Origin of the sequence: Brucella gallinifaecis, from assembly GCF_006476605.1 — a bacterium.
In the GTDB taxonomy this organism is placed as follows: domain Bacteria; phylum Pseudomonadota; class Alphaproteobacteria; order Rhizobiales; family Rhizobiaceae; genus Brucella; species Brucella gallinifaecis.
Genome location: NZ_ML636804.1, coordinates 239562 through 255372 on the forward strand (window position 1 = coordinate 239562; position 15811 = coordinate 255372).

The window sequence follows — 15811 nt, forward strand, 5'->3', positions numbered from 1 at the left end:
TAAGTAAATATAAGATGAGATAATATCTTTTCTGCCATCTGTTTGAATTACTATTTCGATTAATATTTTATTATGAATTTTCGTATGCATTCTTCCAATTGAATTGAATGATAATTATATTAATTATGAAATAATGCATATGATTTACTGTTAGTAGTTTTATATATTTTATATTAGTTATTTATTATATGCTAATATAAATGATATTTCAAAACATTGTGATTACACGCTTTGATTTTTTTAACTATTGGTCTATTTATTAATACCAGAAAATAGCTTTTTATATAAGGTGGTTGTAATATAATGGAAGTATTGCTTCGCTATGTCCGTGGTGGAAAGTTTTTCATCTCTAAAGTGGTTGCCAATCTTTCAAATGATCTGCAAAGTTTCAATAAATGGCGGGGCGGGCGTGTTATCAAGTCCAGGGGCCGTGTTGTAAGCTTTGCGTCACATATTGCATTTTGTTTGCTGATGCTGATGGCGCCCGCATCGGGCGAAGCGCTCTACTGGGATGCGAATAAAAGTGATCCGGGTACTGGCGGTAGCGGTGTCTGGAATCTGAGTAATTCCTTTTGGAGTGCGAGTAGTGATGGTGTCTCGGGTCCTTATGCTTCATGGGATAATGCAGGGCTAAACACGGCAGTATTTGGCGGAGTTGCAGGGACTGTTACTGTTGGTGGCAGTGTAACTGCCGGTGGCCTTGATTTTGAAACGACAGGATATTCGCTAACCGGTGGCACAATAACACTGGCCGGTGGCACGCCTGCAATTTCGGCAGCCAGAAATACTGTAGCGACAATAGGTTCTGTCATTGCAGGTTCGTCTGGTGTAACGCTTGATGGATTGGGAACAGTTTATTTCACTGGCGCCAATACATTTACCGGAGATATATTCCTGCAATCAGGTATTTTTCAGGCCAAAAATAGTTCAGCATTTGGTAATGCATCAAATATTTTAAGGGTTAAGGGAGATTCAACTTTAAGGGTTGATGAAAACTCGCCGACCAGATCTGTTATTGTTGATAATGATGTAGATTTACTGCTTACAGGAAATGGTACTGGATCTTTACAGTATAGTGGTGGAGGAAATATTTCTTTAACCACTGGTGTCAGGATGACGAATGACGCCAATAATTATACTGGAAGCACGGCTTTTAAAGGCCAGAACAATGGTACTGCCAGTATTTATTTCTCATCAGTTCGTAATTTGGGGGAGGCGAGCGCATTAGGCGCTCCAACTACTGTTGAAAATGGAACGATTGAATTTTCAGGCGGCTCCCAATATTCAGATCGTATTTTTTATACTGGTAGTGGCGATAGTTCAAATCGCAACTGGGTGTTTGCTGGGTCCACGCTTCGCCGGTTTACCAATCAGGGTACTGGAACGCTTAAAATAACGGGAGATATACTTCTTAACCGTAGCACAAATTTTGACTCAACAAATAATGGAGCCGGATTTGAGCTTCTTGGTGTTATTAGTGGTGGAGAATCTGCAGAATTAGGATTGGCACCTTCATCTGGCGGTACTATTGTACTTGGCTATAATAATACATATGCTGGAAAAACAAATATTACCAATGGAACGGTTATTGTCTCATCTCTCGCCAATACTGGTTCCGCAAGCTCGCTTGGAGCAGGATCTTCGGTCGTTTTAACTGGTAGTACTCTGTCATATACCGGAAGCGGGAGTTCAACAGATCGCAATTGGGATATTTCCAATGGTACTGTTCTGTCCAGTGGGACGGGCGGAGTAACATTGACCGGTAATGTTGTTCTGTCGACATCAGGGGGAAAACAAGGTCTGGAACTTGGCGGCAGTTTCACTGGCGTGAATACAATTTCAGGCGTGATGAGTGGCGCTGGTACGATTACGACGAGCGGTTCCGGTACCTGGGAATTCAGCGGGTCGAGTACGCGAACCGGTAATGTTGATATCAAGAGCGGGGTGCTTCGGCTGGGAAGTGCTTCAGGGCTTGGTACTGTCAACAATCTGACTGTAACTGGCGGTACTCTGGACCTGAATAACTATGATTTGACATCTGGTACTCTATCGGGCGGCAACAGCACTATCTCGCTTGGATCGGGCACGTTAACAACAGATTCCTCGGCAGCGTCTACTTATTCTGGTTCTATTACCGGAACGGGTGGTTTTGCAAAACTGGGTCAGGGAACCTTAACTCTGACTGGCGAGAATACATATACCGGTAGGACAACGATTTCCGGTGGAACTCTGGCTCTTGATTTTTCTGCTGCAGCTGCGCCGCAATCCAACATATTATCCCCTTCAACATCGGTTTTCCTTGATTCCGCAGGGTTGAGAATCATCGGTGGGACTCAGGCGGGAAGTCAGACTTTTGCTTCTGTAGATATCGTAGCTGGGTCTAATTTGATTGAATCAACCCTGGGTACAGGCGGTTCAATGGCCGTCAATTTGGGTGCGATAAATTATACGTCAGGTGTCGTTAATTTCGTCATGCCTGCCAATGGTAGTTTTCATACGTCGAATCCTGATGGCAAATTGGGTGGCTGGGCGATGATTGATAGCACTGACTACGCCAAAGTGGTGAATGGTGTGATCGTACCCTTTGATGAGACAGATTATTCATTGAAGGATAATGCGGCAATCTGGCAGACAGGCGATATAGTAAGCGATTCAGGTGGTGATCCCAATACGCCATTTTACGGTACGGTCGGAAGTTCTGTTACGCTGCAAGGGCTACAATATACGGCTGCGGCGGCATCAACCGTCACAATAGCCAATGGCCAGACACTGGGTGTTGATGGCTCGATCATGGTCAGTTCAAATGTTGGTAACAAGGCGCTCAGGATAACGGGTGGCCAAGTGACCGGCGGAACGGCGAATGTTTTTGGTGTTCAACACAACAGCACAGGTACTTTTACTGTCAGCTCAACCATTGTGGACAATGGCAATCCCGTTGAATTTGTCAAATCCGGTACCGGCAAGGTTATACTTGGGGCGAGCAATACCTATACTGGTGCGACGACGGTTGGTAAGGGTACACTATCCGTCAGCACTATCGGCAATGGCGGCGTTGCGAGTAGTATTGGTGCTTCCTCAGCGGACCCTGAAAATTTACGCATCCAGAATGCAACTCTCGAATATACAGGTAATTCCGCCCAGACTGACCGTGGCATAACACTGGTCGAAGTGACCGGGCAGCCAAGCAATATTTCTGTAACGAAGGCTGCTGAAAATTTAACTTTGAGCGGAAAAATACTGGGTGAAGGAGATGCTTCTCTTAGTAAGCTTGGTGCAGGGCGCCTGACGATATTGGGGACAGAAAATGATTATTCTGGCCCTACGATTGTCAAGGCTGGAACTCTCGATGTCATGAGCATCAAGAATGGGGGCGAGGTAAGCAGTATCGGATCCTCAAGCGGAGATTCTGATAAGCTTGTTCTTGCTGGTGGTACCTTAAATTATAGTGGTGGTACTGCGTCCTCAAATAGAGGTTTTACGCTAGAGGCTAACTCAACATTTGGCGTATCAGACAGCGCTAGTACCTTGACAATGAGCGGCCGCGTTGTGGGGAGTGGCCGCTTAACAAAAAGCGGCAGCGGCACTTTGGTTCTATCGGGAACCAATAGTTTCACGGGCGGCAGTGAGGTTGCAGCCGGAATCTTGCGTGCTGGCGCGGTGAATGCTTTGGGAACCGGCGCCCTTAAAGTCGATGCCGGTGCAACTGCTGATCTGGCCAATTATAATAATACGGTTCAAAATCTGAATGGTGCCGGTGAAGTTAAACTGGGTTCAGCGACCCTGACGGTTCAGGCTCATGGAACCTTTACGGGAAGCATTAGCGGCTCTGGTGGCTTGCGTGCAAATGGCAATACGCTGACCTTATCGGGCTGTAACAGCAGCTATACGGGCGCCACGCTGATTGCAAATGGCACTCTTTCCACTGACTGTCTCAAGAATGGCGGAGAGGCGAGCGGTATAGGTGCGTCATCCGCTGCCGCGAATAATTTGCGTCTCGAAAATGGCACGCTTATCTATACGGGTGGCAGTGTCGATACTGACAGAGGTCTCTCACTCACCGGAAATAACAGCACTATTTCGGTTGCAGATATCAACACAGTGCTGGAGTTTAAAGGAACGATTGTCAGCAATGTTCCAACTTCCGGAAATCTCGTGAAGCTGGGTGATGGTACGCTCGTACTCTCTGGCAATAATCAATATGGTGGCTCGACCTATGTGCGTGGTGGTACTGTGCGTGCCGGGTCCACGTCAGCTTTTGGCAATAGCTCCGGTGGCCTCTTTATGGATAGGGCGAATGGCATTGCTGATTTGAATGGTTTCAGCAATGCTGTTGGTTATCTTAGCGGCGGCTCCACGTTAGAGCAAACTGGTAATATATCGCTGGGAACGGCAACGCTGACCATTAGTGATGGTCGTGGTCAAACCTATGCGGGCATGATTTCAGGCGCTGGCGGGGTTGAAAAGGCAGGCGTTGGATCGCAGACACTGACTGGTCTGAACAGTTACACTGGCTCAACCGTGCTGACGGGTGGCGTGCTGATTGTTGATACGATCAGGGATGGAGGCAGCAACAGTTCAATTGGCGCCTCTGGTGCACAGGCCGGCAATCTCACGCTCAATGGCGGCGAACTGTCTTATATTGGTGATGGCGACACGACGGATCGTCTTTTCACACTTGGTAAATCAAGCGCGATCTCGTCTTCTGGTACAGGAGCGCTGGTATTCAACAATACTGCAAGCATGGCTTTTATCAGCCCGGATACTTCAGGCACGCTTACGCTGGCGGGGAGCAATCAGGACAGCAACATTTTTGGAATTAAAATTTCCGATAATGGGACAGCACAGACGTCATTAATAAAAGACGGCAGCGGAGTCTGGAATGTTGCAAACGCGGCCAATAGCTATACCGGTTCGACTTCGATTGAAGAAGGCACGTTGCAGGTTACAAAAATTGCAGATGGTGGTCTGGCGAGCAGCCTTGGATCATCCTCCAGTGATGCTTCAAATCTGATCATCCAGGATGGCGGCATATTGAGCTATGTCGGTTCCGGTGACACGACCAATCGTCGGTTTTCCCTTGGGGCCGGGATAACGAGCATTGATTCATCCGGGTCTGGTGCGCTGGTCTTTTCCAACGATGCCGCCGTTGAAATGCTGAATTCAGGCCAGCCACATATTTTTGTTCTCAAAGGATCAAATACGGGTAAAAACACGATGGCTGCCGCTGTCACTGATTCAGGGGCAGGCGTTACATCGCTTATCAAGAATGATAGCGGCACCTGGGTTCTGACGGGGCAGAACACCTATTCCGGTGTCACAACTATCAATGATGGTGATCTCGTTGTTGGTGATGGTGGAACAACGGGCAAGCTGGGCACGGGCGCAATAACCGTAACCCTTGCGACTTCAAGGCTTTCGATTAATCACAGTAATACGGTGACGATTGAAGGGGCGCTGGCTGGTGATGGCGAGCTTGCTCAGATTGGAACGGGAATGACCGTTCTGACATCGAGCGATAATTCAATTGGCAATACAATTATCACTGCCGGTGAACTGGATGTTGCCGGAAAACTGGAAACGGACAGTTTTCAGTTGAGCGGAAATTCTACGCTGAGCGTCACCGGCACGGTTGAAGATAGAACCGGTGGCACGACACTCGTTTCAAGTGCAGGCGGTAACAGCACCATTAACGTTGCGAAAAATGGTATGTTGCGTGCGCATGGTGATCTTGGTGATGGATCAAATACTGTCAATTTGAGCGGCACACTTGATACAGGGACTGATACCAGGCTGACCCTTGGGTCAAATGACGACAAGCTTGTTCTCAATGATGGTTATGTTGTTACTGGCGAAGGCATTGACGGGGGCTCTGGCAACCACGATGTGCTTGAGGTGAACACCACTGTGGGCCAAACGCTCGCAGGAGCGCAGTTTATAAATTTCGATGACTTGCAGAAGAATGGTAGCGGAACGCTCACTCTCACTGGAACTCATGCCTATGCGGAGGGTGTGAGTGTCAATGCAGGCACATTGCAGATTGGCACGGGTACAACGGCGACAACACTTGATGCTGATATCAAAAACAGCAGCATTGTTGATTTCGCGCTCGATAATAATTTTTCCTATTCGGGCGATATTTCCGGAACCGGAACGGTTCAAAAGACCGGAACGGGTATCACAACACTTTCCGGCACGAATAGCTATGAAGGTGATACAGAGGTTCTCGCAGGTACATTGCTGATCGATGGAGATCAAACGGGTGCCACCGGGCAGACGGTTGTTCACGATCTTGCAACGATTGGCGGCAGCGGAACCATTGGCGGTGATGTTGAGATCCAGAATGGCGGCACAATTGATGCCGGTTTCACAGGTACTCAAACCAACACCTTGACGATCAATGGCAAGCTTGCACTCAACCAGAATTCCAATATCCATTATAATCTGGGCGACAAGGATGCCATTGGTGGGCCTCTTAACAATCTGATAGACGTCAAGGGCGGCCTTATTCTCGATGGCAAGCTTACTGTCACACAGACGCCCGGCGGCGTGTTCGACTTCGGTGTTTATCGCCTGATCAATTATCAAGGCACATTGACTGACAATAGGCTTGAAACAGGCAATGCCAATTACGCTATTCAGACGGCGATCGCCAATCAGATCAATCTGGTGAATTCTGATGGTCTGACGCTGAGTTTCTGGGACGGTGATGCCGGTCCTCATGCCAATGGCACTGTTAATGGCGGCAATGGCACCTGGCGTGTATCGGGCGACAGCAACTGGACTGATGCAGATGGAAATTACAGCGCAGCCTTTGCCAATGGCTCGGCGGCAATTTTCCAGGGAACCGCTGGCACTGTCATCGTCGATGACGGAAATGGTCAGGTTGAAGTCAAAGGCATTCAATTTGCAGTCGATGGCTATGTGGTGCAGGGTGACAGCCTTGCTCTGGCAGAGGCATCCAACATAATTAAAGTTGGCGATGGCTCTGCTGCTGGAGCAGGCTATACGGCAACAATCAATTCCGTGATTTCTGGTACGGGAGCACTGGAAAAGACGGAAACGGGCACGCTTGTTCTGGGTGGTGCAAACACCTATCAGGGCGGCACGAAAATCAGTGCTGGTGTGCTTGCCATAGCCAGCGATAATAATCTTGGTGCCAGCGCTGGCGAGATAACGCTGAATGGCGGCACCTTGCGTACGACCTCCAATATGACAACGGCGCGTGCCACATCCATTCTTGCCACAGGCGGTACAATTGATACTGCTGGTGATCTTGAGATCAGCGGAACTGTTTCAGGTGCAGGTACGCTGACCAAAACGGGTTCGGGGACGCTCACCCTGAGCGGTTACAACGACTATGCCGGTACCATTATCAATGGCGGTGCGGTATCGGTTTCGGCAGATGATAATCTCGGTATCGCAACCGGTAGCGTCATTATAAACGGCGGTACGCTGCAAGCTGCGACGGCATTTTCCTCTGCACGGTCTGCTGTTTTGAATGCACAGGGCGGGACATTCCAGACGGATGGGTCTCTTAGCTGGTCTGGCGTGGTTTCGGGTGCAGGCGCTCTGACCAAGAGTGGAGCCGATGCGCTGATATTAACCGCTGAGAACACTTATATGGGTGGCACCACCATTGATGCAGGTCGCTTGCAGATTGGTAATGGCGGCAATACCGGCATGATTAATGGCAATGTCATCAATAATGGCGTCTTTGCCTTCGACCGGCTTGATGATGTGACCTTCAGCGGTGCTGTTATGGGAACTGGATCATTCGAGAAGTCTGGTGGGGGAGCGCTTACACTGACTGCCACGAACAGCTATACGGGCAATACAGACGTTTTAAATGGTGCACTCTATATTGATGGCAATCAGGCACTTGCAACGGGCGATACAACTGTAAAGGCTGGTGCAGCGCTCGGTGGTACGGGCACTATTGGCGGGAATGTATATATTGAAGCCAATGCGACGCTCACCCCGGGCGATGCCGGTGATAAACCGGGCACATTGACGATTAACGGCAATCTCGTTCTTGATGCTGCCTCAAGTCTTGATTATCGGTTTGGACAGCATGATGTGGTTGGTGGTGCCTATAATGACCTGACCATCGTGCGTGGCGATCTGACATTGGCTGGTCAGATCAATGTAACTGAAACAGTTGGTGGTGACTTTGGTGCGGGTACTTATCGCGTCATAAGCTACGAAGGTACGCTGACTGATCATACGCTCTCCACAACATCTCCAACCTATGTCATCCAGACGGCGGACAAGGGTGAAGTCAATCTTGTTCGTGGTGCAGATGGTATTCGCAACTTCTGGGATGGTGGAAGTTCTTCAGCTGTGAATAACAATACCGTTGATGGCGGCGCTGGTATCTGGAGTCTGGATGCTGCAAACACGAACTGGACGGACACAGACGGCATATTCAATGGCGCTTATGATAGCGGTCAGAATGCCTTCTTTGGTGGAACAGCCGGAGTGGTGACTGTTGATGAAACCGCAGGTGATATTGTGGTTGGCGATATGCAGTTCTCCACCTCTAACTATGTGGTTGAAGGGGACAAGATCGAACTTGGCAACGCGCAAACCAATCTGCGTGTTGGTGATGGAACGGCTCAAAGTTCCGGGTACAAGACAACAATCAAATCTGCTTTGACGGGCGACAGCACGCTTGTGAAGAATGATCTGGGTACACTTATTCTTGAGGGTGCAAACACCTATACGGGTGGAACGATCATCAGAAATGGTGTGCTTCAGATTTCTTCTGATGGAAATCTGGGTGCAGCAGGGACGCTTTTGACCTTTGATAGCGGCACGCTGATTAATACGGGCGAGATGACCTCCGACCGTCAGATCAATCTGATCACCAGGGGCAACTTCAACACAAATGCAGATTTGGCATTGAGTGGTGTCATTGACGGTGCTGGAGGTCTTACCAAGAATGGTGCCGGCGCTCTGACCTTGTTTGGAGACAATGCCTATAAGGGTGCTACGAGTGTTAGTGCCGGCTCTCTATGGGTGAATGGCGATCAGTCGGCAGCAATGGGTTCTGTTCAGGTTTCGACTGGCGCGATTTTAGGCGGTTCCGGTACAATAGGTGGCAATGTTGATATCGCTGATGGCGGAACGCTTCAGGCTGGTGCTGCTGCTGATCAGGTCGGTACTCTGACAATTGGTGGCAATCTTGTCCTTGGGCATGACGCGAGCGTAAATTTCAAGCTGGGCTCAGCCAATGACGTTGGCAGTGCACTCAATGACCGGATTATCGTCAAGGGCGATATTACTCTGGACGGTATGCTCAATGTCAGTGTCAGCGATGGCGGCACATTTGGGGCGGGTGTCTATCGTCTGTTTGACTATGACGGAAAACGCTATGGTCCCGGCTTCACTCTCGGCAGCATGCCAACGGGTGATGCTTTTGTGCAGACCTCAGTCGATCATCAGGTCAATCTCGTTTCAACGAATGGACTGGTGCTCAATTACTGGAATGGCAATGCGCAGGATCGTCAGGCAAACACGGTCAATGGCGGCAGTGGGGTCTGGCAGTCGCATTACGGCAATGATAACTGGACGGATGCTGATGCGCTTGTCGATGCGCCGTTCACCGACAATTCTTTTGCTGTGTTCCAGGGCAAGGCAGGCACAGTCACCGTGGATAATTCCACTGGTCAGGTTCAGGTCAGCGGTATCCAGTTTATGACCGATGGATATCTGGTAAACGGAGATCGCATCGAACTGACAGGAAACCCGACGATCCGGGTTGGTGACGGCACCAGCTCAGGCGCTTCCACAACGGCTGAAATTGCATCACAATTGTTTGGTGACACGCATCTGGTGAAGGATGATAATGGAACCCTGATCCTGAGTGGCGACAATAGCTATAAGGGCGGCACGCAAATCAAGGCCGGTACATTGGCGGTTTCCAAAGACAGCAATCTCGGTGCTGCTGCTGGGGATGTCTCGCTCACGGGTGGTAATTTGCGTGTGCTTTCAAGCTTTGAGAGTGATCGAAAGCTCAATGTGATCAATAGCGGTGGCATTTCGGTTGATGAGGCTGCGACCCTTGGCTGGAATGGCGAAATTTCTGGCTCCGGCACTTTTGACAAGTCCGGCAAGGGAACATTCACTGTCAAATCCAACAATGAAAACTTCATGGGAACGCTTGCAGTTAATCAGGGTGCTCTTGAAGTCGATGGTGCGCTTTGCGGTATTGTCAATGTCAATTCCGGTGGCCGTCTTCAGGGAACAGGTTCGGTATGCAGCGTCAATAATTTCGATGGCGGTATTGTTGGTCCCGGCAACTCGATCGGAACCCTGACTGTTCTGGGCAATTATGTCGGTGCAGGCGGCACAGTTGAGATTGAAACCGTGCTCGGTGATGATAATTCTTCAACTGATGTGCTCAAGGTTCTGGGCAATACATCCGGTAACAGCAATGTCAGGGTTGTGAATATTGGTGGCACTGGCGGCCAGACCGTCAATGGCATCAAGATCATTGATATTGCAGGCGCTTCGGATGGCGATTTCAAACTGGTTGGCGATTATGTCTTTCAGGGTGATCAGGCTGTTATTGGCGGTGCCTATGCTTACCGTCTTTACAAAAACGGTATTGATAGCCCGACTGATGGGGACTGGTATCTGCGTTCAGCTCTGATTGATCCGACTGATCCCACGAATCCAGTCGATCCGACCACACCGCTTTATGCGCCGACCACACCGCTTTATGAAACCTATGCTCAGGTCTTGCAGCGTTTCAATACGCTTGGAACCTATCAGCAGCGCACGGCAAACCGTCGTTGGACGGATAATATGGGTGGCGTAGAGAGCGCTGGTAAACAAGATCGTCAGAACGGCCATGCTATCTGGGCACGTATCGAAGCCTCGCATACGAAATATGCGGCCCATGACAGTACAACAGGCACCAGACATGATGATACGCTCTGGCGTATACAGTCAGGCATGGATGGCCTTTTTTATGGAGGCGCAGATGGTACGCTTGTCGGTTCGCTCATCGCAAATTTCGGTACGGTCTCGTCCGATGTCTATTCGGATTTTGGTTCCGGGACGATCAGCACAACCGGTTTTGGTATCGGGGCCACAGCCACCTGGTATGGTGATAACGGCCTGTATATTGATGCGCAGACTGGCATCAATTGGTATATGAGCGATCTGGAATCTGCGAGAACTGGCACTGAGCTTGTTAATAACAATAATGGCTATGGTTTTGCAGCCAGCCTTGAAGTGGGCAAAAATATTGCAATCGATGAGCATTGGAGCATTACGCCACAGGCGCAACTCTCCTATTCACAAGTCGATTTCAGCAGCTTTGGTGATCGTTACGGTTCAAAAATCTCGTTAAATCGCGCCAATAATCTGGTGGGCAGACTGGGTGTCTCGGCAAATTACAGCGATCAGTGGGCTGATCAAAAAGGCCGTGCGATCAAATCGACCATTTATGCAGCCGGTAATTTTTACTATGATTTTGTCGGTGGAACACGGGTTTCGGTTGCGGATGTATCTTTCGCAAATACGAATGCTCCGCTCTGGGCCGGTGTTGGCATTGGTGGGTCATTGAATTGGGCTGATGGTCAATATTCGCTTTATGGAGAGGTCACGACGCAAACCAGTGTCGAAGACTTCTGGAAGAGCAATAGCCTTGGCGTGAAAACCGGTTTCCTGGTGCATTGGTAAGAATAGAAAAAAGAGCGCATCCCGAAAAGTGGGAGCCGGTTTTCGGCAAAGATGCGCGTTAGAATAAAAAAGAGCGCCGATCTGGTTCTGTCAGATCGGCGCTCTGCTGTTAGATAAGCCTATCTTATATCTGTTCGACCTGCTGCACTTCCGGCACAAAATGGCGCAGAAGGTTTTGAATGCCGTGCTTGAGCGTTGCGGTCGATGACGGACAGCCAGAGCAGGCACCCTTCATGTGCAAAAACACCGTACCGTTTTCAAAGCCGCGGAATGTGATGTCGCCACCGTCCTGAGCCACAGCCGGGCGAACGCGGGTTTCGATCAGTTCCTTGATGGTTTCAACGATTTCGACATCGGCTTCATCGAAAAATTCTTCTTCACCATGGTCGTCACCTGCGCTGGCGGCAGAATTACCCGCCATAACATCGGCGCCCGACATGAAATGTTCCATGATCGTGCCAAGAATAGCAGGCTTCAAATGCTGCCATTCACCGTCTTCTTTGGTGACAGTGATAAAATCAAAGCCAAAGAAAACGCCGGTTACACCGGGAACAGCAAACAGTTTTGCGGCCAGTGGCGATGTATTGCCAGCACTTGCTGCATCGCGGAAATCCGCAGTCCCCTCGGGCATGACGACCTTGCCCGGCAGAAATTTCAGGGTTGCCGGGTTCGGCGTAGTCTCGGTCTGGATGAACATATCCGTTCTCCGCTTTAAATATCGTAAGCTTTTGTTAAGCAGGGATGCGCATTAAAGCAAGCCTCATCATAGGGGCCGCTTGCATGTTAAGATCAATATAGGGTGATTATGTCACCGCATCAATGTCGGCATCCGAAAGCCCGGCGGGGATGACGGTCACAGGAATCTGGAATTGGGCGCGATTGGCCAGAGATTGTACGAGAGGGCCGGGCCCTTCATTGCCGGAGCCTGCTGCAAGCACCAGAATTGCAATGTCCTGATCATCATCGATGAGGCTCGACAGTTCTTCTGTGATGCGCCCTTCACGAATGATCAGTTCAGGGTCTATGCCCTGTTGCGCACGTATAATGGCCGCGAATTTTTCGAGCGTGGAACGTGCACGTTCTTCGGCTTCTATACGCATGATTTCGCCAACGCCCAGGATTTGCTGAAAATCAGAATTGTCGATGACAAAAAGCAGAACCAGTGCACCATTTGAATTTTTGGCGCGGCGCGCGGCATAGGCAACGGCGCGCCCACATTCCGGCGTTTCGTCAATCACGGCAAGAAATTTGCGGCGGTGTCCGGCTTCCCGGCTAAGTCGTTTTGATACCATGGCGATAATGTGGCATTGCGAAGCACTGCCCGCAAGCGGGCAGTGCAGGAATTTTTGACAGGTCTAGTCTTGCAACCAGCCGATAATGTCACGCACATGACGCATATTGGCCTCAGCAATCGTGCTTGCGCGTTCGCCGCCATCTTTGAGCACATTGTCAATATAGGCCGGATCAGCCACCAGACGGCGCATTTCATGGGTAATTGGCGATAGTTTTGAAACTGCAAGATCAGCAAGGGCTGATTTGAATTCGGAGAACTGGCGTCCGCCGAATTCGCTTAAGATTTCTTCCTTCGATTTTGATGAAAGCGCTGCATAAATGCCGACGAGATTGTCGGCTTCCGGGCGACCGTTCAACCCATCGACTTCGGAAGGCAGACCATCGGAATCGGTTTTTGCCTTGCGGATCTTCTTGTTGATGGTGTCTTCATCGTCGATCAGATTGATGCGTGACAGGTCTGATGGGTCTGATTTCGACATTTTCTTGGTGCCGTCACGCAATGACATGATGCGCATGGCAGGGCCGGAAATCATCGGCTCGGTCAATGGGAAGAAACCTGAAACCTGTTCGTCACCCACCTGCATATCCACGCCGATGCCAAGTGAGGCAATCCGCTCGGAATAGTCATTGTTGAATTTCTGCGCAATGTCGCGCGTCAGTTCCAGATGCTGTTTCTGGTCTTCGCCGACAGGCACATGGGTTGCGCGATATAGAAGAATGTCGGCAGCCATCAGGCTCGGATAGGCGAAAAGACCGAGCGAGGCATTTTCGCGGTCCTTGCCAGCCTTGTCCTTGAACTGCGTCATGCGGCTCATCCAGCCGATACGCGCCACACAGTTGAACACCCATGCAAGTTCTGCATGTTGCATCACGCGGCTTTGGTTAAAGACGATGCTGCGTTTGGGGTCGATGCCTGCAGCGAGAAATGCAGCCGTTACTTCGCGCGTGGACTGCATCAGCTCGAGCGGATCAGGCGAGACAGTCAAGGCATGCATATCGACAACGCAATAAATGCATTCCTGCGTTTCCTGAACCTCTACCCACCGCTTGATGGCACCCAGATAATTGCCGAGGTGAAGATTTCCGGTCGGCTGAACGCCGGAGAAGACAAGCGGCTTGAACGTGCTCATGATGTTATCCTGATGTTGGCCTTTGCCGGTGGAGAGCAAAGGGTCTTTATTTGATGCGGTGTTTTCGCAGACGCATGGCTGCCTTTCAAGAGCAATTATATTTTGCTCTCCGGCTCTTTTTTCACGGCCCCACGCTTGATCCCGCGACGGATCATGGCCGTGTTTGCACCGCCAAGGCCAAAGGCCAGTGCAAAATAGACGACCATGGCTACGATCACCATAATAGACAAGGTTCCGGCACGCACACCAAAAGATGCTGCTGACGAAAGCTCATATGCAAAATAGCCCATGGCAAAATGAATGCCGGCAGCCATGATTGCGGCTGCAATCAGCAGGCGCGGGATGCGGGTCAGCAAGGCAATGTCATTGCCCCAGTGTCTGCGCTTGACGAGCGTTGCAAACAGCAAAGCTGCATTGACCCAGCCCGCTGTGATTTCTGCAATGGCAATGCCAGTTGGTCCCATGCGCGAGAAGAGTATCAGCGCCAGCGTTATATTCACAGCAACCGAAATTGCAGCGAAGATCATTGGCGTTCGCGTGTCTTCACGGGCAAAAAAACCGGGAAGGAAGGCTTTGATCAGCACATAGGCAGGTAGACCGATACCATAAATCGCCAGAATGCCGGAAACAACGATTGTTGATTGAGCACTGAACTGCCCGCGTTCAAATAGCAGTCGCACAATCGGTTCCGACATGACCAGAAGGGCAGCGGCTGCGGGAAGGGTGAGAAACAGCGTGAACTCGACCGAGCGGTTTTGCAGGTTCGATGCTTCCTGCATATGCCCGCCGCGTAAAGCGCGTGAGAGTTCGGGCAGCAGCACGGTCGCAACCGCAATCCCCACCACACCAAGAGGAAGCTGGTAAATGCGGTCGGCATAGACGAGCGAGGAAACAGCCCCCTCCATACCGGAGGCAATATTGGTATTGATCAGCAGATTGATTTGCGTGATGCCGCCGGTGATTGCGGCTGGAAATGCCAGAATGAGCAGGCGTTTGACGCCGGGTGTCAAACGCGGGCGGCGGAAGCTGATCTTGATGCCTGCAACGCGCACGTCGATCCAGACGATAGCGAGCTGCACCAGACCTGCGGCCATCACCCCCCATGAAAGCACATAGCCGACTTCAAGCGCGTCATAGCCCTGCCACCATGCAAAAGCCAGAACAGCAATCAGGATAATATTGAGAAACACCGGCGCAATCGCCGCTGCAAAATAGCGATGCAGCGAATTGAGCATGCCTGCCATCATCGAAGCCAGTGACATACAGGCGAGATAGGGGAACATGATGATCGCGAGCCGCACGGTATTGTCGAATTTTACCGGATCATCGGTAAAGCCCGGCGCAATCACCGTGCGCACGATAAAGGGCATGGAAAGTTCCATGGCAATGGTGATGAAAAGCAGGACCGTAAAAAGAACGCCGAACACTTCTTCAGAAAAACGGCGTGCTCCATCAAGGCCGTTCTTTTCGATCTCACCCGAAAACAGCGGGACAAAGGCAGTATTGAACGCGCCTTCGGCAAACAGCCTGCGAAATGTGTTTGGAAAACGGAAAGCCGCATTGAATGCATCTGCAACCGGACCGGTGCCAAGCGCTGCCGCCATGAACATTTCACGCGTGAAGCCGAAAATACGGCTCATCAGCGTGCCAGATGCAACAGTTGCGAATTTTTTGACCAAACTCATAGTCTTGAAATA

General features: G+C 50.3%; 5 protein-coding genes. 1 reads left to right on the forward strand and 4 read right to left on the reverse strand.

The genetic code is table 11. From position 1 onward, the window contains the following. Positions 1–303: 303 nt before the first annotated feature. Entirely contained in the window at positions 304–11691 is an 11388-nt protein-coding gene (locus tag FHY56_RS09440; RefSeq protein ID WP_140904912.1) for an autotransporter-associated beta strand repeat-containing protein, read from the forward strand. A 124-nt stretch (positions 11692–11815) separates the two neighbouring features. On the opposite strand, the gene FHY56_RS09445 is transcribed toward FHY56_RS09440, so the two are convergent. The 4 genes from FHY56_RS09445 to murJ form a co-directional block, all read right to left on the reverse strand. Then, positions 11816–12388, reverse strand: a complete 573-nt coding sequence (locus FHY56_RS09445; RefSeq protein ID WP_140904913.1) for a NifU family protein — start codon at positions 12386–12388, stop codon at positions 11816–11818. Positions 12389–12494: 106 nt separating this feature from the next. Beyond that, positions 12495–12983, reverse strand: coding sequence for a universal stress protein (locus FHY56_RS09450; RefSeq protein ID WP_140904914.1), 489 nt, complete (start codon positions 12981–12983; stop codon positions 12495–12497). Between the two features lie 63 nt (positions 12984–13046). Beyond that, complete coding sequence (gene trpS / locus FHY56_RS09455; protein WP_140904915.1) at positions 13047–14114, reverse strand: tryptophan--tRNA ligase; 1068 nt, start codon at positions 14112–14114, stop codon at positions 13047–13049. Positions 14115–14209: 95 nt separating this feature from the next. Then, a complete protein-coding gene (gene murJ / locus FHY56_RS09460) occupies positions 14210–15799 on the reverse strand; it encodes a murein biosynthesis integral membrane protein MurJ (RefSeq protein ID WP_140904916.1) in 1590 nt (529 codons plus the stop codon). Positions 15800–15811: the final 12 nt, after the last annotated feature.

What these genes read in the sequence shown, in the direction of transcription:
- FHY56_RS09440 (WP_140904912.1), top strand. Translation starts at nt 304, where the DNA reads ATGGAAGTATTGCTTCGCTATGTCCGTGGTGGAAAGTTTTTCATCTCT.
- FHY56_RS09445 (WP_140904913.1), bottom strand. Translation starts at nt 12,388, where the DNA reads ATGTTCATCCAGACCGAGACTACGCCGAACCCGGCAACCCTGAAATTT.
- FHY56_RS09450 (WP_140904914.1), bottom strand. Translation starts at nt 12,983, where the DNA reads ATGGTATCAAAACGACTTAGCCGGGAAGCCGGACACCGCCGCAAATTT.
- trpS (WP_140904915.1), bottom strand. Translation starts at nt 14,114, where the DNA reads ATGAGCACGTTCAAGCCGCTTGTCTTCTCCGGCGTTCAGCCGACCGGA.
- murJ (WP_140904916.1), bottom strand. Translation starts at nt 15,799, where the DNA reads ATGAGTTTGGTCAAAAAATTCGCAACTGTTGCATCTGGCACGCTGATG.